This is a genomic window from Streptococcus sp. 20925_1_69, from assembly GCF_041432365.1.
Classification (GTDB): domain Bacteria; phylum Bacillota; class Bacilli; order Lactobacillales; family Streptococcaceae; genus Streptococcus.
This window is the reverse complement of record NZ_JAPVZL010000002.1, coordinates 121,054-139,844: the sequence shown is the minus strand read 5'-3', so window position 1 is coordinate 139,844 and position 18,791 is coordinate 121,054. Positions and strand designations below refer to the sequence as shown.

Annotated in this window: 20 protein-coding genes; 12 read left to right on the top strand and 8 right to left on the bottom strand. The window is 43.0% G+C overall.

Going from position 1 to position 18,791, the window contains the following annotated elements; all coding sequences use genetic code 11:
- Window positions 1-20 precede the first annotated feature (20 nt).
- Genes fabF through O3601_RS02060 form a run of 6 tightly spaced genes read left to right on the top strand, consistent with a single transcriptional unit; the run spans window position 21 to window position 5,209 of the window.
- Window positions 21-1,256 carry a beta-ketoacyl-ACP synthase II gene (gene fabF / locus O3601_RS02085; RefSeq protein ID WP_371470791.1) on the top strand — a complete coding sequence of 412 codons (1,236 nt, stop codon included), beginning with the start codon at window positions 21-23 and terminating at the stop codon, window positions 1,254-1,256.
- Window positions 1,257-1,258: 2 nt separating this feature from the next.
- A complete protein-coding gene (gene accB, locus O3601_RS02080) occupies window positions 1,259-1,744 on the top strand; it encodes an acetyl-CoA carboxylase biotin carboxyl carrier protein (protein ID WP_371470790.1) in 486 nt (161 codons plus the stop codon).
- Window positions 1,741-2,163: a 3-hydroxyacyl-ACP dehydratase FabZ gene (gene fabZ / locus O3601_RS02075; RefSeq protein ID WP_049500261.1), complete on the top strand. Its 423-nt coding sequence runs from the start codon at window positions 1,741-1,743 to the stop codon at window positions 2,161-2,163. The genes accB and fabZ overlap by 4 nt, the downstream gene beginning before the upstream one ends.
- 11 nt (window positions 2,164-2,174) lie before the next feature.
- The gene (gene accC, locus O3601_RS02070; RefSeq protein ID WP_261040475.1) at window positions 2,175-3,542 is read left to right on the top strand and encodes an acetyl-CoA carboxylase biotin carboxylase subunit; all 1,368 of its coding nucleotides are present in this window, start codon (window positions 2,175-2,177) and stop codon (window positions 3,540-3,542) included.
- 36 nt (window positions 3,543-3,578) lie between these two features.
- On the top strand, window positions 3,579-4,445 hold the full coding sequence (gene accD, locus O3601_RS02065) for an acetyl-CoA carboxylase, carboxyltransferase subunit beta (RefSeq protein WP_371470788.1): 867 nt from the start codon (window positions 3,579-3,581) through the stop codon (window positions 4,443-4,445).
- Window positions 4,442-5,209, top strand: coding sequence for an acetyl-CoA carboxylase carboxyl transferase subunit alpha (locus O3601_RS02060; protein WP_371470787.1), 768 nt, complete (start codon window positions 4,442-4,444; stop codon window positions 5,207-5,209). Before accD ends, O3601_RS02060 begins: the two co-directional genes overlap by 4 nt.
- Window positions 5,210-5,429: 220 nt before the next feature.
- Here O3601_RS02060 and nusB read toward each other — a convergent pair whose 3' ends face one another.
- The 6 genes from nusB to gatC form a co-directional block, all read right to left on the bottom strand.
- Window positions 5,430-5,855: a transcription antitermination factor NusB gene (gene nusB, locus O3601_RS02055; protein WP_371470785.1), complete on the bottom strand. Its 426-nt coding sequence runs from the start codon at window positions 5,853-5,855 to the stop codon at window positions 5,430-5,432.
- Window positions 5,848-6,237: an Asp23/Gls24 family envelope stress response protein gene (locus O3601_RS02050; protein WP_023938546.1), complete on the bottom strand. Its 390-nt coding sequence runs from the start codon at window positions 6,235-6,237 to the stop codon at window positions 5,848-5,850. Before O3601_RS02050 ends, nusB begins: the two co-directional genes overlap by 8 nt.
- Before the next feature lie 21 nt (window positions 6,238-6,258).
- Window positions 6,259-6,819 (bottom strand): elongation factor P, encoded by a 561-nt coding sequence (efp, locus tag O3601_RS02045; protein WP_000568643.1) that lies wholly within the window; start codon window positions 6,817-6,819, stop codon window positions 6,259-6,261.
- Window positions 6,820-6,949: 130 nt separating this feature from the next.
- Window positions 6,950-8,392: an Asp-tRNA(Asn)/Glu-tRNA(Gln) amidotransferase subunit GatB gene (gene gatB / locus O3601_RS02040; protein WP_153193498.1), complete on the bottom strand. Its 1,443-nt coding sequence runs from the start codon at window positions 8,390-8,392 to the stop codon at window positions 6,950-6,952.
- Entirely contained in the window at window positions 8,392-9,858 is a 1,467-nt protein-coding gene (gene gatA / locus O3601_RS02035; RefSeq protein WP_371470783.1) for an Asp-tRNA(Asn)/Glu-tRNA(Gln) amidotransferase subunit GatA, read from the bottom strand. The genes gatB and gatA overlap by 1 nt, the downstream gene beginning before the upstream one ends.
- Window positions 9,858-10,160, bottom strand: coding sequence for an Asp-tRNA(Asn)/Glu-tRNA(Gln) amidotransferase subunit GatC (gatC, locus tag O3601_RS02030; protein WP_000705419.1), 303 nt, complete (start codon window positions 10,158-10,160; stop codon window positions 9,858-9,860). The genes gatA and gatC overlap by 1 nt, the downstream gene beginning before the upstream one ends.
- A 212-nt stretch (window positions 10,161-10,372) precedes the next feature.
- Between gatC and O3601_RS02025 the strand changes: the two genes are divergently transcribed.
- Window positions 10,373-11,917 (top strand): peptide chain release factor 3, encoded by a 1,545-nt coding sequence (locus O3601_RS02025; protein ID WP_001025438.1) that lies wholly within the window; start codon window positions 10,373-10,375, stop codon window positions 11,915-11,917.
- Window positions 11,918-12,673: 756 nt separating this feature from the next.
- Here O3601_RS02025 and O3601_RS02020 read toward each other — a convergent pair.
- Together O3601_RS02020 and sstT are read right to left on the bottom strand one after the other, a co-directional pair.
- Window positions 12,674-13,627: an aromatic acid exporter family protein gene (locus O3601_RS02020; RefSeq protein WP_371470777.1), complete on the bottom strand. Its 954-nt coding sequence runs from the start codon at window positions 13,625-13,627 to the stop codon at window positions 12,674-12,676.
- 67 nt (window positions 13,628-13,694) lie between these two features.
- On the bottom strand, window positions 13,695-14,900 hold the full coding sequence (sstT, locus tag O3601_RS02015; protein WP_371470774.1) for a serine/threonine transporter SstT: 1,206 nt from the start codon (window positions 14,898-14,900) through the stop codon (window positions 13,695-13,697).
- A 151-nt stretch (window positions 14,901-15,051) separates the two neighbouring features.
- Between sstT and O3601_RS02010 the strand changes: the two genes are divergently transcribed.
- From O3601_RS02010 to yhbY, 5 genes are all read left to right on the top strand, one after another.
- Window positions 15,052-15,618 (top strand): mechanosensitive ion channel family protein, encoded by a 567-nt coding sequence (locus O3601_RS02010; RefSeq protein ID WP_371470773.1) that lies wholly within the window; start codon window positions 15,052-15,054, stop codon window positions 15,616-15,618.
- Window positions 15,619-15,669: 51 nt separating this feature from the next.
- On the top strand, window positions 15,670-16,578 hold the full coding sequence (locus tag O3601_RS02005) for a magnesium transporter CorA family protein (RefSeq protein WP_173268130.1): 909 nt from the start codon (window positions 15,670-15,672) through the stop codon (window positions 16,576-16,578).
- Window positions 16,579-16,592: 14 nt separating this feature from the next.
- Window positions 16,593-17,120, top strand: coding sequence for a YqeG family HAD IIIA-type phosphatase (locus tag O3601_RS02000; RefSeq protein WP_314848411.1), 528 nt, complete (start codon window positions 16,593-16,595; stop codon window positions 17,118-17,120).
- Window positions 17,121-17,122: 2 nt separating this feature from the next.
- Window positions 17,123-18,229, top strand: coding sequence for a ribosome biogenesis GTPase YqeH (yqeH, locus tag O3601_RS01995; RefSeq protein ID WP_371470772.1), 1,107 nt, complete (start codon window positions 17,123-17,125; stop codon window positions 18,227-18,229).
- Window positions 18,230-18,450: 221 nt separating this feature from the next.
- A complete protein-coding gene (gene yhbY / locus O3601_RS01990; protein ID WP_000060169.1) occupies window positions 18,451-18,762 on the top strand; it encodes a ribosome assembly RNA-binding protein YhbY in 312 nt (103 codons plus the stop codon).
- The last annotated feature ends 29 nt before the right edge of the window (window positions 18,763-18,791 follow it).

Here is an 18,791-nt window from a genome sequence, read left to right as displayed (position 1 = left end):
AGAAGCTAGAGGTAAAAAAGATGAAACTAAATCGCGTAGTAGTAACAGGTTATGGAGTAACATCTCCAATCGGAAATACACCAGAAGAATTTTGGAATAGTTTGACAACTGGAAAAATCGGAATTGGTCCAATTACGAAATTTGATCATAGTGAATTTGATGTGCATAATGCAGCAGAAATCCAAGATTTTCCTTTTGATAAATACTTTGTTAAGAAAGATACCAATCGTTTCGATAACTATTCTTTATATGCCTTGTATGCAGCTCAAGAGGCTGTCAATCATGCAGGTCTTGATGTAGAGGCTATTGACAAGGATCGTTTTGGTGTTATCGTTGCCTCTGGTATTGGTGGAATCAAAGAAATTGAGGATCAAGTACTTCGCCTAAATGACAAAGGACCAAAACGTGTGAAACCATTGACCCTTCCAAAAGCCTTGCCAAATATGGCTTCAGGAAATGTTGCCATGCGTTTTGGAGCAAACGGTGTTTGTAAATCCATCAATACTGCCTGCGCTTCATCAAATGACGCGATTGGGGATGCCTTCCGCTCAATTAAATTTGGTTTCCAAGACGTTATGTTGGTAGGTGGTTCAGAAGCCTCTATCACACCTTTTGCTATTGCTGGTTTCCAAGCCCTAACTGCTCTCTCAACTACAGAAGACCCAACTCGTGCTTCTATCCCATTTGATAAGGACAGAAATGGTTTTGTCATGGGGGAAGGTTCAGGGATGTTGGTTCTTGAAAGTCTTGAACACGCTGAAAAACGTGGCGCTACTATCCTGGCTGAAGTAGTTGGTTACGGAAATACTTGTGATGCCTACCACATGACTTCACCACATCCAGAAGGTCAGGGAGCTATCAAGGCCATTAAACTAGCCTTGGAAGAAGCTGAGATTTCTCCAGAGCAAGTAGCCTATGTCAATGCTCACGGAACGTCAACTCCTGCTAATGAAAAAGGAGAAAGTGGTGCGATCGTGGCTGTTCTTGGTAAGGAAGTACCTGTATCATCAACCAAGTCTTTCACAGGACATTTGCTGGGGGCTGCAGGCGCGGTAGAAGCTATCGTCACAATTGAAGCCATGCGTCATAACTTTGTACCAATGACAGCTGGAACAAGTGAAGTATCAGATTATATCGAAGCCAATGTCGTTTACGGACAAGGCTTGGAGCAAGAAATTCCATACGCTATTTCAAATACCTTTGGTTTTGGTGGCCACAATGCAGTTCTTGCTTTCAAACGTTGGGAGAATAAATAAGTATGAATTTAAACGATATTAAAGACTTGATGGCCCAATTTGACCAGTCAAGTTTGAGAGAATTTTCTTACAAAAATGGGACGGATGAGTTGCAGTTTAGCAAGAATGAAGCGAGACTGGTGTCTGAAGTTGCAGCTCAAGTCGCTCCAGCGCCCGTTCTAGCAACACCAAGTCCAGTAGCTCCTTCATCTGCTCCAGCAGAAACTGTAGCAGAAGAGGTTCCAGCTCCAGCTGAAGCAAGTGTGGCTGCTGAGGGAGATCTTGTAGAGAGCCCACTTGTTGGGGTGGCTTACTTGGCTGCTGGCCCAGATAAACCTGCCTTTGTAACAGTTGGTGATAGTGTTAAAAAAGGTCAAACATTGGTAATTATCGAAGCCATGAAAGTCATGAATGAAATCCCAGCTCCTAAGGATGGTGTGGTAACGGAAATTCTCGTTTCTAACGAAGAAATGGTTGAATTTGGTAAAGGATTGGTACGTATCAAATGATCGATATTCAAGGAATCAAAGAAGCCCTTCCCCACCGTTATCCTATGCTCCTAGTAGACCGTGTCTTGGAAGTGGGAGAGGACACTATTGTTGCCATCAAAAATGTAACCATCAATGAGCCCTTCTTTAACGGTCATTTTCCTCAATACCCGGTCATGCCAGGTGTTCTGATTATGGAAGCTTTGGCGCAAACAGCTGGTGTCTTGGAGTTATCAAAACCTGAAAATAAAGGTAAACTAGTCTTTTACGCTGGTATGGACAAGGTTAAGTTCAAGAAGCAAGTTGTACCAGGTGACCAATTGGTTATGACAGCGACTTTTGTAAAACGTCGTGGGACCATTGCCGTGGTTGAAGCAAAGGCTGAAGTGGATGGCAAGCTTGCAGCTAGTGGTACTCTTACCTTTGCAATAGGGAACTAAGGAGGTTCTCCATGTTTCGAAAAATTTTAATTGCCAATCGTGGTGAAATTGCGGTTCGTATTATCCGTGCTGCGCGTGAATTGGGGATTGCGACGGTAGCGGTTTATTCAACTGCCGATAAGGAAGCCCTGCATACGCTTTTGGCAGATGAAGCAGTTTGTATCGGTCCTGGCAAGGCAACAGAGTCTTATCTTAATATCAATGCGGTTCTATCAGCTGCAGTCTTGACTGAGGCAGAAGCCATTCACCCAGGTTTCGGATTTCTCAGTGAAAATTCCAAATTTGCAACCATGTGTGAAGAGGTGGGGATCAAGTTTATCGGTCCATCTGGTCATGTCATGGATATGATGGGAGACAAGATCAATGCGCGTTCTCAGATGATTAAAGCAGGTGTGCCTGTCATTCCAGGTTCAGATGGAGAAGTGCATAACTCTGAGGAAGCTTTGATTGTTGCTGAAAAAATTGGCTATCCTGTTATGCTCAAGGCTTCAGCAGGTGGAGGTGGTAAAGGGATTCGTAAGGTTGAAAAACCAGAAGACCTCGTTTCAGCCTTTGAAACTGCCTCTAGTGAAGCCAAGGCCAATTATGGCAATGGTGCCATGTACATAGAACGGGTCATCTATCCAGCTCGTCACATCGAGGTTCAAATCCTAGGAGACGAACACGGAAATGTGATTCATTTAGGTGAACGGGATTGTTCTCTTCAACGGAATAACCAAAAGGTTTTGGAAGAAAGTCCTTCGATTGCAATTGGTAAAACGCTACGTAATGAAATTGGTGCTGCTGCTGTTCGAGCTGCAGAGTCTGTTGGTTATGAGAATGCAGGGACTATTGAGTTTCTTCTTGATGAAGCAAGTAGCAATTTCTATTTCATGGAGATGAATACTCGCGTACAAGTAGAACATCCAGTAACAGAATTTGTTTCAGGTGTGGATATCGTTAAGGAACAGATTCGCATTGCGGCAGGTCATCCTCTGTCTGTTAAGCAAGAAGATATTGTTCTAAGAGGGCATGCTATCGAGTGTCGTATCAATGCAGAAAATCCAGCCTTTAACTTTGCTCCAAGTCCAGGTAAGATTACTAATCTCTATTTGCCAAGTGGTGGAGTTGGCTTGCGCGTGGATTCAGCAGTTTATCCAGGCTATACCATTCCACCCTATTATGATAGTATGATTGCCAAAATCATCGTACACGGCGAAAATCGTTTTGATGCCTTGATGAAAATGCAACGTGCCCTCTATGAACTAGAGATTGAAGGGGTGCAGACCAATGCAGATTTCCAGCTTGACCTCATTTCAGATCGCAATGTTATTGCTGGGGATTACGACACTTCTTTCTTGATGGAAACATTCTTACCCAAATATCAAGAAAAAGAATAAAATGACTTCAAGAGTTTAAACCGAAAAGGGGAATCAATGGCTCTATTTAGTAAAAAAGATAAGTATATTCGAATCAATCCCAATCGTTCGGTTAGGGAAAAACCTCAAGCCAAGCCAGAGGTTCCAGATGAATTATTCTCCCAGTGTCCAGGCTGTAAGCATACCATTTATCAGAAGGATCTGGGAAGTGAGCGTATCTGTCCGCACTGTAGCTATACCTTTCGTATTTCTGCCCAAGAACGCTTAGCTTTGACGATTGATATGGGAACCTTCAAGGAATTGTTTACAGGGATTGAAAGCAAGGATCCCTTGCATTTCCCTGGTTATCAACAGAAACTGGCAACTATGCGTGAAAAAACAGGTCTGGATGAAGCCGTTGTGACAGGAACTGCTCTTATTAAAGGTCAGACTGTGGCTCTTGGGATTATGGATTCTAACTTTATCATGGCATCTATGGGTACGGTTGTAGGTGAAAAAATTACTCGTTTGTTTGAGTATGCGACTGTTGAAAAATTGCCAGTTGTTCTCTTCACAGCCTCTGGTGGGGCCCGTATGCAGGAAGGAATCATGAGTCTCATGCAGATGGCCAAGATTTCTGCAGCAGTTAAACGCCATTCAAATGCTGGTCTCTTTTATCTGACTATTTTGACTGATCCAACGACTGGTGGTGTGACAGCTTCTTTCGCTATGGAAGGCGATATCATTCTGGCTGAACCCCAGAGTTTAGTTGGTTTTGCTGGGCGTCGTGTCATTGAAAATACGGTTCGTGAAAGCTTGCCTGAGGATTTCCAAAAGGCAGAATTCCTATTGGAGCATGGCTTTGTGGATGCTATAGTCAAAAGAAGAGACTTGCCAGATACCATTGCTAGTCTAGTCAGATTGCACGGAGGGAGTCCTAGATGAATATTGCAAAAATAGTCAGAGAAGCGCGTGAGCAGAGTCGCTTGACAACCTTGGACTTTGCGACAGGCATTTTTGATGAATTTATCCAATTACATGGTGACCGTTCTTTCCGAGATGATGGTGCAGTTGTTGGTGGTATCGGCTGGCTTGGAGACCAAGCTGTAACAGTGGTTGGTATCCAAAAAGGCAAGAGTTTGCAAGACAACCTCAAACGGAATTTTGGCCAACCGCATCCAGAAGGCTATCGTAAGGCCCTGCGTTTGATGAAACAGGCTGAAAAGTTTGGTCGTCCAGTTGTGACCTTTATCAATACTGCAGGTGCCTATCCTGGTGTGGGAGCGGAAGAACGTGGTCAGGGAGAAGCTATTGCTCGCAATCTCATGGAAATGAGTGACCTGAGAGTTCCGATTATCGCCATCATTATAGGTGAAGGTGGTTCAGGCGGGGCTCTGGCTTTAGCAGTCGCAGACCGTGTTTGGATGCTGGAAAATTCTATCTATGCCATCCTCAGTCCAGAAGGCTTTGCTTCCATTCTATGGAAGGACGGCACTCGTGCCATGGAAGCAGCAGAGTTGATGAAAATCACATCACATGAACTGCTAGAAATGGACGTGGTGGACAAGGTGATTTCTGAAGCAGGACTTTCTAGCAAAGAATTAATTAAGAATGTCAAAAAAGAACTCCAAGCTGAGCTAGCTAGACTTTCACAAAAACCGCTAGAAGAGTTGTTGGAAGAACGCTATCAACGATTTAGAAAATACTAATACTCTTCGAAAATCAAATTCAAACCACGTCAGCTTCGCCTTGCCGTACTCAAGCACTGCCTACGGCTAGCTTCCTAGTTTGCTCTTTGATTTTCATTGAGTATAATTCTTTAGAATACATAAAAACTAGAACTGGCAGTCAGTTCTAGTTTTTATGTGGTTCTTACTATGTGCAGAGGGGAAAGTCAAAAGGTGCTTGGAAGACCAAACACCTTTTCGATTATTCATTTTCTTCAGTTACAAATTGACTAAGCAGTCCATTGATAAAACGGGCTGATTTTTGATCTGAAAAATTCTTAGCGAGTTCAATAGCTTCATTGACTGCTACCAGCTGAGGTGTATCAAATGAAGTGATTTCAAAGATTCCTAAGCGTAGTAAGTTTTTTTCGACCAAAGTCAAGCGTTCAACTGTCCAGCCTGACTTGAGGTGCTGGTTGATTTGTTTATCCAACTCTTCTTTTTGAGCTTGGATACCAGAAACCAAGTTTAGAAGAAAGACTGGGATTTGCACATCTGCATCTTCACGGTCATGTGTGTAGGCAAAGTGACAAGCCGTTTCCATATCTGTACCGAATTCAAGGCTCATAAGAGCTTGAAAAGCGCATTTACGAAGTTCGCGTCTAGATTCTAATAATGGACTAGTCATTGAGGAAGTCCTCGTTAAATAAATCTTTCAACTCTGGTTTAGGTGTTTTATCTGGAACGATTCCTGTAACATGGATATTGACAGCAGAAAGTTCCACATCAGCCATATCATGGACAGCATCTTTGACCGCTTTTTGAATAGCAAGAGCAACTTTTGGTACTTTCACACCGTACTCAAGATAGAGGTAGATGTCAGCAGTTAGTTCTTCGTTGCTTTCTTTTAAGTAGACGCCACGACCAAGAGAGAGTTTTGATAGGGTATCAGATACGGATTTATTTGAAAATGAGTGGACACCATCAACTTTAGCAGTTGCGATAGCAATGATTTTTTCAAGTACACGTGGAGCGATAACGATTTCGCCAAATTGTTCTTCAATTCCCATAGAATGACCTCTTTCTAGAGATTAGGCACGAGAAACGTAAGTTCCTTCTGCAGTGTTGATGATCAATTTTTGTCCAGCTTCGATGAAGTCAGGAACGTTGACAACAAGTCCAGTTTCCATAGTTGCTGGTTTACCAGAACCTGTAACAGTAGCACCCTTGATAGATGGTTGTGTTTCAGCAACTGTCAATTCAACAGTAGTTGGTACAGTTACACCGATTACTTCAGTTCCGTAGAATTGGATTTTCACATCAGAGTTTTCAAGGATGTAAAGCAATTCATTTTCAACGTTCACGACTGGGATTTCGTATTGGTCGTAAGTTTCAGTGTTCATGAAGTAGGCAGTTTCATCCATTTTGTACAAGTATTGAGCTGGAACAGTTTCGATAATAGCTTGTTCGAATTTTTCTTCTGGACGGTAGCTTGTGTCAAAAGTAGAACCAGTACGGACATCACGTAATTTCATACGCATGATTGTGTTCCCTTTACCTGGTTTATGGTGGCTAGCTTCCAAAACGCGGATCAATTTTCCGTCTGCAGTTTCAAATGTCATACCAGCTTTCAATTTGCTTGCTTCAATCATGTTTTTACCTCTTTAATAAATATTATTACTCTTCATTTTACCATAAAATCTTCTGGAAATAAAGCCAAAATAGTTATTGGGACATGGTAGGAGCGAAAAAACCAACCTCAGGGCTGGTTTCTTTTACATATTAATCTTCTTTCAACTTCGCTAATTCTTGGGCAAGGAGTTTAAGGGCTACTTGTGGGTTGGCTTGGCCTTTGGTTGCTTTCATAAGGAATCCTGTGAAGGCCTTGTCTGCGTTACGTTTGCCTGACTTGAAGTCGGCAACTGCGGCTTCGTTGTCCGCAAAGACTTGGTGGATGATTGGAATCAAAACAGCTGGATCTGAGATTTGAACCATGCCAGCTTTTTCCACGTATTCACGCGCGCCACCGCCATTTTTAGCCAGGTGGACAAAGACTTTCTTGGCAATCTTAGAAGAGATAGTACCGTCTTCGATGATGGCAATCATTTCAACCAAGTTTTCTGGTGTCAATTCGATTTGTTCCAGTGTCTTACCTTCTGCGTTCAAGAATTGAGCTACCTCACCTTGGAGCCAGTTAGAAACTTGTTTGGCATCGCCACCGAGGGAAACAGCAGCTTCAAAGAAGTCAGAAGTAACTTTGTTTGCAGTCAACTGACTAGCATCGTAGTCTGATAAGCCAAGTTCAGATACATAACGTGCACGGCGTTCTTTTGGAAACTTTGGCAACTCTGTACGCATTTCCTCGATCCATTCGTCTGAGATTTCAAAGAGAGGTAGGTCTGGTTCTGGGAAGTAGCGGTAGTCTGCAGCACCTTCCTTGACACGCATGAGGATGGTTGCTTTGTTGGCTTCATCGTAACGGCGTGTTTCTTGGCGGATTTGACCACCTGAGCGAAGGATTTCAGCTTGACGTTGGACTTCATATTCAAGCCCCTTGCGGACATTTGAGAAGGAATTCAAGTTCTTCAACTCAGTCTTGGTACCGAATTTCTCTTGACCATAAGGACGAAGGGAGATATTGGCATCCACACGCATAGAACCTTCTTCCATCTTAACGTCAGAAATGCCAGCATACTGGATAACTTCCTTGAGGGCTGTTAGATAAGCGTAAGCTTCTTCGGGCGAACGCATGTCGGCTTCAGATACAATCTCAATCAATGGCACCCCTTGGCGGTTGAGGTCAACATAAGAGTAGCCATCTGTACCGTGGGTGTTTTTACCAGCGTCTTCTTCTAGGTGAGCACGTTCGATACCGATTTTCTTAGTTGTACCGTCTTCTAGCTCCACTTCAATCCATCCATTGTAACCAATTGGTTCATCAAACTGAGAAATTTGGTAGGCTTTAGGATTATCAGGATAGAAGTAGTTCTTGCGGTCGAAGTGCATCTTTTTGTGGATGTCCATGTTGAGGGCGAGAGCAGCCTTGATACCGGCATCGACAACACCTTTATTGAGAACTGGCAGAACTCCTGGGAAAGACCAGTCAATCACGTTAGTGTTGGCGTTTTGGTCATTTCCGAAGTGGGCAGAAGTAGGTGAGAAGATTTTTGAATTGGTGTTGAGCTCTACGTGGACTTCAAGTCCAATGACTGTTTCAAAGTTCATTAGTTGTCACCTCCAAAAATCACGGGTTGTTGTTTGTGGTAGTCTGTTGTTGCTTCAAAGGCAGCAGCAGCTTGGTAAATGGTTTCCTCAGAATACTTAGGACCAATCAATTGTAGACCGACAGGTAGACCTTGAGTGAATCCAGCAGGAATCGAAATTCCTGGGAGACCTGCTAAGTTGACTGGAATGGTCAAAAGGTCAGCCAAGTACATGGCAACTGGATCATGGTTGAGTGAGTCCAAGTCATAAGCAACACTTGGAGCAGTTGGACCCAAAATCAAGTCGTAATCCGCGAAGACTTTTTCGAAATCTTGAATGATGAGGGTACGAACCTGACCAGCTTTCTTGTAGTAGGCATCGTAGTAACCTGATGAAAGACTGAAAGTACCTAGCATGATACGACGTTTCACTTCTTCACCAAAACCTTGGCTACGGCTGTTTACATAGATTTCATCAAGGTTAGTTGCATCTTCTGCGCGGTAGCCGTAACGTATGCCGTCAAAGCGTTGCAAGTTTGATGAAGCTTCAGATGAAGCGATGATGTAGTAAACTGCCACACCGTATTTAGAGTGAGGAAGGCTGACTTCTTCGACGATAGCGCCAAGTTTTTCAAAGTGCTTAGCAGCATTAAGAATAGTTTCCTTAACCTCTGGGTCAATTCCTTCGCCAAGGTATTCCTTAGGTAAAGCAATTTTCATGCCCTTGATGTCTTGACCAATTTTTGAAGTAAAGTCGGCAATGCGGACAGGGGCCGAAGTAGAGTCTTTGGCATCTTCGCTGGCAATAGCGTTGAGCAAGAGAGCATTTTCTTTAACAGTAGGAGCAAAAGGTCCGATTTGGTCTAATGAGCTACCAAAGGCAATGAGACCGAAACGTGAAACTGTTCCGTAGGTTGGTTTGAGACCAACAATCCCGTTAAAGGCAGCAGGTTGGCGGATAGACCCACCAGTATCAGAACCAAGTGACAAGCGGACTTGTCCTGAGGCTACAGCTGCGGCAGAACCACTTGATGAACCACCAGGAACCTTGCTCTGGTCCCAAGCGTTTTTAGTTGCTCCGTAGTGGGAAGTCTCACCTGAACCACCCATGGCAAATTCGTCCATGTTAGTTTTCCCGACGACAATCATACCCTTGGATTTTGCATTGGCAACCGCAGTCGCATCAAAGATTGGCTCATAGTTGTAGAGCATTTTTGAGGCAGCAGTTGTGAGAATACCGTCTGTAGAGATGTTATCCTTAACAGCCAATGGAATTCCTGAAAGGACATTATCAGCGTCAATTCCAGCTTCATCAATGGCTTTGGCTTGAGCAAGAGCCTTCTCTTCAGCGATGGTAACAAAAGCGTTAATAGCTGTTTCGCGAGACTTGATATCTTCAAGCGTAGCTTGTGTCAATTCAGTTGCTGAAATTTCCTTAGAGACAAGGAGATTATGCAAGTCTTCAATAGTTTTATTGTTGAAAGTCATTAGGCATCTCCTCCATCGTCTAGGATAGCTGGGACCTTGATATAGTAGTTATCTTTTTCAGGTACGTTTTTAAACAAGCGATCACGGTCTGTTCCTTCTTCGGCCACATCAGGGCGGAGTACGGTCTTGCGATCAGCCATAGTCGTAGTAGGTGCGACACCAGTTGTGTCAACTTCGCCCAGCAATTCAACCATGTCAACAATCTTAGACAAGGTAGTCGCAAAGGCAGCAGTTTCTTCTTCAGAGAATCTTAATTTTGAAAGATTGGCAACGTGTGTTACCTCTTCTTGCGTAATTTTCATCTTGCATCCTTTCGTGAAATGATGATTTTTAGTCTGTTCTATTTTACCATATTTTCCTATAAATAAGGGAGGGGGAAGTAAAAAGAAATAGAAATTGAAAAAAATGCTAAAATCCGATATAATGGAGTGTTGAAAGGAATGGTAAAATCCAATGTAAAAATCATTCTTAGCTATTGAAACAAGAAAAATAGAGAATCAAAGAAAGAGAACTTATGAATATTCAAGAAGAAATTAAGAAACGTCGTACCTTTGCCATCATCTCCCACCCGGACGCGGGGAAAACAACCATCACTGAGCAACTGCTCTACTTTGGGGGCGAGATTCGTGAGGCTGGTACTGTAAAAGGGAAAAAAACAGGGACTTTTGCCAAGTCTGACTGGATGGATATCGAGAAGCAACGTGGGATTTCGGTTACTTCATCTGTTATGCAATTTGACTACGATGGCAAGCGCGTGAATATCCTCGACACGCCAGGGCATGAGGACTTTTCAGAAGATACCTATCGTACCTTGATGGCGGTGGATGCTGCGGTCATGGTGGTGGACTCTGCCAAGGGTATCGAGGCTCAAACCAAGAAATTGTTTGAGGTTGTGAAACACCGTGGCATTCCAGTTTTTACCTTTATGAACAAGCTGGACCGTGATGGTCGTGAGCCACTGGATCTCTTGCAAGAGTTGGAAGAAGTCTTGGGTATTGCTAGCTACCCTATGAACTGGCCAATCGGGATGGGGAAAGCTTTCGAAGGCTTGTATGACCTCTATAACCAACGCTTGGAGCTCTATAAAGGGGATGAACGTTTTGCTAGTCTAGAAGATGGGGACAAGCTTTTTGGCAGCAATCCTTTCTACGAGCAAGTCAAGGATGACATTGAACTTTTAAATGAAGCTGGAAATGAGTTTTCAGAGGAAGCTATTCTGGCTGGAGAATTGACACCAGTCTTCTTCGGTTCAGCTTTGACAAACTTTGGTGTGCAGACCTTCCTTGAGACTTTCCTTAAGTTTGCTCCAGAACCACATGGTCATAAGAAAACAGACGGCGAAATTGTGGATCCTTACGACAAGGATTTCTCAGGATTTGTCTTTAAAATCCAAGCTAACATGGACCCTCGTCACCGTGACCGCATCGCCTTTGTCCGTATCGTATCAGGTGAATTTGAGCGTGGTATGAGTGTCAATCTACCTCGTACTGGTAAAGGTGCTAAACTTTCGAATGTGACTCAGTTTATGGCGGAAAGTCGTGAGAATGTGACCAATGCCGTGGCAGGTGATATTATCGGTGTTTACGATACAGGTACCTATCAGGTTGGGGATACCTTGACAGTTGGGAAAAACAAGTTTGAGTTTGAACCACTGCCAACCTTTACTCCTGAAATTTTCATGAAAGTTTCTGCTAAGAATGTCATGAAACAAAAATCTTTCCATAAGGGGATTGAGCAATTGGTGCAAGAAGGTGCTGTTCAGCTCTATAAGAATTACCAAACAGGCGAGTACATGCTGGGAGCTGTTGGTCAACTCCAGTTTGAAGTCTTTAAGCACCGTATGGAAGGCGAGTACAATGCGGAAGTGGTTATGAGCCCAATGGGTAAGAAGACCGTTCGTTGGATCAAGCCTGAGGACTTGGATGAACGGATGTCATCAAGTCGCAATATCTTGGCCAAAGACCGTTTTGACCAACCAGTCTTTCTATTTGAAAATGACTTTGCCCTTCGCTGGTTTGCAGATAAGTATCCAGACGTAGAGTTGGAAGAGAAGATGTAGATCGCCAAAGTTACTTGATTGTGTAACAATCTAAGTAACTAACGCCAAGTTTCTATGGAACTTGGCTAGGCGCTCCACTAGTAAAGTTTTACGAATAATATCGATTCGTAAAACTTTACGTCGTAACTGGTAGTGAGCGGTCTAGCTAACTGCCTTACTAACTACGTTTGGCAAATAGAATCGATTTGCCAAACTCTGTGTCGTGGTGTAAAAATCGGCTTACCTAAATGCTTCATTAGTCAAAGTCCACTAATGGTGTCGATTCGTGGATTTTTCCGTCGTAAGGGTAAGGAAGCGAACTAGCTAACTGCCTCACTCACTACGTTTTGTAAATGAAATTGATTTGTAAAACTTAGTGTCGTGGATAATAAGACAGCAAAGTATGTAGGGTTTTACCTTAGCACTCTATAAAAAGATGTTGAATATTAGGCCTTATTCGTTTTACTATTAACCTTCATGGTGATAACTTACAAATAAAAGAAAACTTCAGATATTCACCTTTTGTGATTGGTCTGAAGTTTTCTTTTTTATACTCAATGAAAATCAATGAGTAAACTAGGAAGCTAGCCGCAGGCTGGTCAAAACACCGTTTTGAGGTTGTGGATAGAACTGACGAAGTCAGCTCAAAACACCGTTTTGAGGTTGTGGATAGAACTGACGAAGTCAGCTCAAAACACCGTTTTGAGGTTGTGGATAGAACTGACGAAGTCAGTAACCTATATACGGCAAGGTGAAACTGACGTAGTTCGAAGAGTATTACTGTCCATATTTTTGGTAAAAATCAACTTTGACTTGGATGAAGGTTTTGGATTCACGTAGGAGTTGAAGAAGGGTGGCGCGGGTTTCAAATTCTTCTCTTGTCTTGGGAAGACTGCGGTTGCGGAAGACTTCTAGATAGCGTTCAATTTCATCTAGTAAATCAGAAGCAGGATTGGTCTGGCTCAGTTGCCCTGCAATTTTTGAAAAGAGTTGGGCCAAAATCAGACTTTCACTGGCAGCTAGGTGACAGGTGTTGATTTGCTGGGCCATATTTCGCAGGATACGGCTTTGTCGCTGTCTCATCTCAAAGTAGTGGATATGGTAATCGGTCTGGTGAAAGAGGTGGTCAGAGTGATCTAGATAGACCAGTCTGAGTGCTTCTTCTAAAAGTGTGTCCAATTCTTCTACTAGCTGTGCTCGGTTGCGTCCATCCCCTCTGGATAAATAATATTTGAAGCGTAGGAGGATATCTTTTAATTTTTCTTCTACCAATGTGTGGTAGTGCTGGATTTCCTCTTCTCGTGAAGGCATGTAGAGATTGACCAGTAAGGCAAATCCAGTACCGATTGCAAAGAGAAGGAATTCATTTACTAGAAGGTATGGAGAGGTTGACTCTTGAATCAAGAGATGGCTAACCAAAACAGTACTTGGTGTGATGCCAATTTCCCAGCCCATCTTGTAGGCCAGAGGAACGTATAGGGCAAGATAGAGGCCAAGGCTCCAGATATGAAATCCGCTCAAGTTGAAAGCCAAAACGCCAATAGTCAGAGCTAGAAGCATAGAAAAAAGCCGATTGCGGGCCAGTTTTAAGGTACTTCTACGAGTATCGGATAGGCTCAAGAGAGCGATGATTCCGGCCGAAACTGCTGAGGAAAGATTGAGAAAATAAGCAAGAAGGCAGGCAAGACAGGTAGCTAAAATGAGCTTGGTCGTACGTTGGCTAATAGACATAAGAATTTCCTAATAAGTTAGAATAAAAGCGTAAAAGACAAGACCTGAGCAGGCTTGCCTTTATGAGTTATTTTTTACGGGCTGCTGCGTATTCGGCAACGGCAGTAAAGAGGACATCTGTAGAAGAGTTGAGGGCTGTTTCACATGAGTCTTGGATGACCCCAATCACAAATCCAACCCCGACAACTTGCATGGCAATATCGTTAGAAATACCGAAAAGGCTACAAGCAACTGGGATAAGAAGGAGGGAACCTCCCGCAATACCAGAAGCACCACAGGCTGAGATAGCTGCTACTACACTGAGGACAAAGGCTGTCGCAAAGTCAACAGGGATTCCAAGAGTGTTAACTGCAGCAAGGGTCAAAACGTTAATGGTAATCGCTGCCCCGGCCATGTTGATAGTAGAACCAAGGGGGATAGAGACAGAATAGGTATCTGGATCCAGTCCGAGGTCGTGGCAAAGTTTCATGTTGACAGGGATGTTAGCTGCAGAACTACGAGTAAAGAAGGCTGTCACACCGCTGACACGCAAACATTTCCAAACGAGGGGATAAGGGTTTCTCTTCATAAAGAGGAAGGCAATCAATGGATTGACTACTAAGGCCACAAAGAACATAGTTGTCACCAAGAGGGCAAGCAAGATTCCGTAGTTGGCTAGACTTCCGATTCCCTTATCAGAGATGGTTTTGAAGACAAGACCAAGGATACCAAATGGAGCTAGGTTAATGATCCATTCGACAATCTTAGAAGTCACATCAGCCATGGTTTTTAGCAATTCTTTACTATTTTTGCTGGCTTCTCTCATAGCAATCCCGAAAACAACTGCCCAAGATAGGATACCGATGTAGTTGGCTGTGACGAGGGCATTGACAGGGTTGTCTACGAGTTTAAGCAAGAGATTGCTGAGGACTTGGCCAATCCCATCTGGCGGAGCAATATCGGTATTAGCACTATTTAGGGTAATTTCAACAGGTACGATGAAACTTGCTAGTACAGCGATAAGGGCAGCGGCAAAGGTTCCCACCAAATAAAGTAAGATAACCGTTTTCATATTGCTATCTTGCCCCTTGTGATGTTGGGAAAGGGCGTTAGCAACGAGGGCAAAGACCAGAATGGGTGCGATGGCTTTGAGGCCACCAACAAAGAGATCTCCGAGCAGGCCAATTCCTGAAATGTTAGGAAGTGTCAGTCCTAGGGTTCCTCCAATAAGCATGCCAATCAAGATACGTTTGATTAGGCTTGCCTTATTCCAAGCATGAATGAATTTTTTCATAACAATCTCCTTTGTTGTGTAATGTTTATGATTATAGTATAAATATGAACTAAAATCAAGAATTTTCTGTCTATTTTTGAAATTATTTTTGAATATTTATGGAGATTCATCACTTGTGAAAGTATGGTATAATAAATGAAAGGAGTTTTCTATGCAAGAATTTATTCAAATCTATCTCAATAAGCTTGATATTACAGCGATTATAGAGAATATCTTGACCAAGGTACTTTCTCTTTTATTCTTATTTTTACTCTTCTACATAGCTAAAAAAATGCTTCATACCATGGTGCAGAGAATTGTTAAACCTTCTCTAAAAATGTCTCATCATGATGTCGGACGTCAGAAAACCATCTCACGCCTGCTGGAAAATGTGTTTAATTATACTCTTTATTTCTTTTTACTTTACTGTATCTTGTCGATTTTAGGTTTGCCAGTTTCTAGTTTGCTGGCAGGTGCTGGAATTGCTGGGGTGGCGATTGGTATGGGAGCTCAAGGTTTTCTGTCTGATGTCATCAATGGCTTTTTCATCCTTTTTGAACGTCAATTGGATGTGGGAGATGAGGTTGTTCTGACAAATGGTCCTATTACTGTATCGGGCAAGGTCGTCAGCGTCGGCATTCGAACAACACAACTCAGAGGAGAAGACCAGGTTCTGCACTTCGTTCCCAATCGGAATATTACCGTCGTTAGCAATTTCTCTCGGACAGACCAGGCCTGAAATTTTAGCAGATTTATGGTACAATAGAAAGAGTTTGGTAAAGGAGAGAAGATGTTTTTAGAAAAACAGTTGGGCAATGGCTGTACCTGGATTGACCTAGATTTGGACAAGTTGAAAAAACTAGAAGATCTTTCTGAAATCTACGGTTTGGACAAGGAAACCATTGAGTACGCACTGGATAGGAATGAGCGAGCCCACATGGATTATCACCGTGAAAATGGGACTGTGACCTTTATCTACAATGTCTTGAACTTGAAAAAGGATAAGGAATACTACGAAGCCTTTCCCATGACCTTTATCGTGGAACATCGTCGCCTGATTACCATTAGTAATACCAAGAACGCTTATGTCGTTGAACAAATGACCCGTTATCTGGACAGTCATGACACGCTTTCGATTTACAAGTTTCTCTTTGCCAGTCTGGAAATCATCAGCAATGCCTACTATCCTGTCATCGAGCAGATGGACAAGAGTAAGGATGAGGTCAATGGCCTCTTACGTCAGCGGACGACCAAGAAAAATCTCTTTGCCTTGTCTGACTTGGAGACCGGTATGGTTTATCTTACTGCGGCTGCTAAGCAAAATCGTATGTTGTTAGAGCATATTCAGGGGCATGCCCTCTATCGTAGTTTTAACGAGATTGAGAGAGAGCAGTTTGATGATGCCATGATTGAGGCTCATCAGCTGGTGTCCATGACAGATTTAATTTCTCAAGTTCTCCAACAACTATCAGCATCTTACAACAACATCCTAAACAATAATCTGAATGATAATTTGACAACCTTGACCATCATTTCAGTCTTGCTAGCGGTTTTGGCAGTCGTGACAGGCTTTTTCGGAATGAATGTTCCCCTACCTTTAACAGATGAGCCCCATGCTTGGCTCTACATCAGTTTGGCTAGTGCAGGTTTGTGGATTGTCTTGTCATTGTTATTAAGGAAAATTGCGAAAAAAAGTTAAGAAAAGGAGCCAGAATGGCGATTGAAAATTACATGCCAGATTTTGCTGTGGAAGCAGTTTATGATCTGACAGTTCCAAGCCTGCAGGTGCAGGGAATCAAGGCTGTTTTGGTCGATTTGGACAATACTCTCATTGCTTGGAACAACCCTGATGGGACGCCAGAGATGAAGCAATGGCTACATGATCTTCGGGACGCGGGTATTCGCATCATCGTGGTCTCAAATAACACCAAAAAACGAGTTCAACGTGCAGTTGAGAAGTTTGGAATTGATTATGTTTATTGGGCTCTGAAACCCTTCACATTTGGGATTGACCGTGCCATGAAGGAATTTCACTATGAGAAAAGTGAAGTAGTCATGGTTGGCGACCAGCTCATGACCGATATTCGAGCAGCCCACCGTGCAGGCATTCGCTCGATTTTAGTCAAACCCTTGGTCCAACATGACTCAATCAAAACGCAGATTAATCGAGCTCGTGAGCGTCGTGTCATGCGAAAAATCACTGAAAAGTACGGACCGATTACATATAAAAAAGGAATTTAATTATGGAAGAAATTCTCTGTATTGGTTGTGGAGCAACCATTCAGACGACAGACAAGGCTGGTCTTGGTTTTACCCCCCAGTCGGCACTTGAAAAAGGTTTGGAGACAGGCGAAGTCTATTGCCAACGCTGCTTCCGTCTCCGCCACTACAATGAAATCACGGATGTCCAGTTGACGGATGATGATTTCCTCAAGCTCTTGCACGAGGTGGGAGACAGTGATGCCTTGGTGGTCAATGTCATTGATATCTTTGACTTTAATGGCTCTGTTATCCCAGGCTTGCCACGTTTTGTATCGGGCAATGATGTCCTTTTGGTTGGAAATAAAAAGGATATCCTACCCAAGTCTGTTAAACCAGGCAAGATTAGCCAGTGGCTTATGGAACGTGCACATGAAGAAGGTCTTCGTCCAGTCGATGTCGTCCTAACTTCGGCACAAAATAAACATGCTATTAAGGAAGTCATTGACAAAATCGAACACTACCGTAAGGGTCGTGATGTCTATGTCGTTGGGGTAACTAACGTTGGAAAATCAACTCTAATCAATGCTATTATCCAAGAAATCACGGGTGACCAGAATGTCATTACGACTTCGCGCTTCCCAGGGACAACCTTGGATAAGATTGAGATTCCGCTTGATGACGGATCTTATATCTACGATACGCCGGGAATTATCCACCGCTACCAGATGGCTCACTACTTGACGGCTAAAAACCTCAAGTATGTCAGCCCTAAAAAGGAAATTAAACCCAAAACCTATCAGCTCAATCCTGAACAAACACTGTTTCTAGGCGGTCTCGGACGCTTTGACTTCATTGCAGGTGAAAAGCAAGGATTTACAGCTTTCTTTGACAATGAACTCAAACTCCACCGAACCAAGCTAGAAGGAGCTAGTGCTTTCTACGACAAGCACATCGGAACCCTCCTCACACCACCAAATAGCAAGGAAAAAGAAGATTTTCCAAAACTGGTCCAGCATGTATTTAACATCAAGGACAAGACAGACCTAGTCATCTCAGGCCTAGGCTGGATTCGCGTAACAGGCACCGCCAAAGTCGCCGTCTGGGCACCAGAAGGCGTTGCAGTTGTCACACGAAAAGCAATTATTTAAAAGTATTATTACAAAATCGCCGAGCGAACAAAGTGAGCTCATATAGCGATAGTTATTGCCGTGGTGTCTTGCCAATCTGTAGATTGGCAAGGGGCACAATTGAGACCAAGGCTCAATTGTGAGGTCAGGAAATCCATTTTTCAAAGATGAGATCTTTGGAAAATTAGTTCCGACCGTCCCCCACCACCTAAAATAACTATCAAAAAACAAGGAAGAAAATTATGTCATTAACATCAAAACAACGTGCCTTCCTCAACAGCCAGGCACACACCCTCAAACCCATCATCCAAATCGGAAAAAATGGACTCAACGACCAAATCAAAACCAGCGTCCGTCAGGCACTTGACGCCCGTGAATTGATTAAAGTAACGCTCTTACAAAACACTGATGAAAATATCCACGAAGTGGCTGAAATCTTGGAAGAAGAAATCGGTGTGGACACAGTCCAAAAAATCGGACGCATCTTGATTTTGTTTAAACAATCTAGCAAGAAAGAAAATCGCAAGATTTCTAAAAAAGTCAAAGAAATCTAAAAACCTACTCCAAACAACTGTTTTTACAG

What these genes read in the sequence shown, in the direction of transcription:
- fabF (WP_371470791.1), top strand. Translation starts at nt 21, where the DNA reads ATGAAACTAAATCGCGTAGTAGTAACAGGTTATGGAGTAACATCTCCA.
- accB (WP_371470790.1), top strand. Translation starts at nt 1,259, where the DNA reads ATGAATTTAAACGATATTAAAGACTTGATGGCCCAATTTGACCAGTCA.
- fabZ (WP_049500261.1), top strand. Translation starts at nt 1,741, where the DNA reads ATGATCGATATTCAAGGAATCAAAGAAGCCCTTCCCCACCGTTATCCT.
- accC (WP_261040475.1), top strand. Translation starts at nt 2,175, where the DNA reads ATGTTTCGAAAAATTTTAATTGCCAATCGTGGTGAAATTGCGGTTCGT.
- accD (WP_371470788.1), top strand. Translation starts at nt 3,579, where the DNA reads ATGGCTCTATTTAGTAAAAAAGATAAGTATATTCGAATCAATCCCAAT.
- O3601_RS02060 (WP_371470787.1), top strand. Translation starts at nt 4,442, where the DNA reads ATGAATATTGCAAAAATAGTCAGAGAAGCGCGTGAGCAGAGTCGCTTG.
- nusB (WP_371470785.1), bottom strand. Translation starts at nt 5,855, where the DNA reads ATGACTAGTCCATTATTAGAATCTAGACGCGAACTTCGTAAATGCGCT.
- O3601_RS02050 (WP_023938546.1), bottom strand. Translation starts at nt 6,237, where the DNA reads ATGGGAATTGAAGAACAATTTGGCGAAATCGTTATCGCTCCACGTGTA.
- efp (WP_000568643.1), bottom strand. Translation starts at nt 6,819, where the DNA reads ATGATTGAAGCAAGCAAATTGAAAGCTGGTATGACATTTGAAACTGCA.
- gatB (WP_153193498.1), bottom strand. Translation starts at nt 8,392, where the DNA reads ATGAACTTTGAAACAGTCATTGGACTTGAAGTCCACGTAGAGCTCAAC.
- gatA (WP_371470783.1), bottom strand. Translation starts at nt 9,858, where the DNA reads ATGACTTTCAACAATAAAACTATTGAAGACTTGCATAATCTCCTTGTC.
- gatC (WP_000705419.1), bottom strand. Translation starts at nt 10,160, where the DNA reads ATGAAAATTACGCAAGAAGAGGTAACACACGTTGCCAATCTTTCAAAA.
- O3601_RS02025 (WP_001025438.1), top strand. Translation starts at nt 10,373, where the DNA reads ATGAATATTCAAGAAGAAATTAAGAAACGTCGTACCTTTGCCATCATC.
- O3601_RS02020 (WP_371470777.1), bottom strand. Translation starts at nt 13,627, where the DNA reads ATGTCTATTAGCCAACGTACGACCAAGCTCATTTTAGCTACCTGTCTT.
- sstT (WP_371470774.1), bottom strand. Translation starts at nt 14,900, where the DNA reads ATGAAAAAATTCATTCATGCTTGGAATAAGGCAAGCCTAATCAAACGT.
- O3601_RS02010 (WP_371470773.1), top strand. Translation starts at nt 15,052, where the DNA reads ATGCAAGAATTTATTCAAATCTATCTCAATAAGCTTGATATTACAGCG.
- O3601_RS02005 (WP_173268130.1), top strand. Translation starts at nt 15,670, where the DNA reads ATGTTTTTAGAAAAACAGTTGGGCAATGGCTGTACCTGGATTGACCTA.
- O3601_RS02000 (WP_314848411.1), top strand. Translation starts at nt 16,593, where the DNA reads ATGGCGATTGAAAATTACATGCCAGATTTTGCTGTGGAAGCAGTTTAT.
- yqeH (WP_371470772.1), top strand. Translation starts at nt 17,123, where the DNA reads ATGGAAGAAATTCTCTGTATTGGTTGTGGAGCAACCATTCAGACGACA.
- yhbY (WP_000060169.1), top strand. Translation starts at nt 18,451, where the DNA reads ATGTCATTAACATCAAAACAACGTGCCTTCCTCAACAGCCAGGCACAC.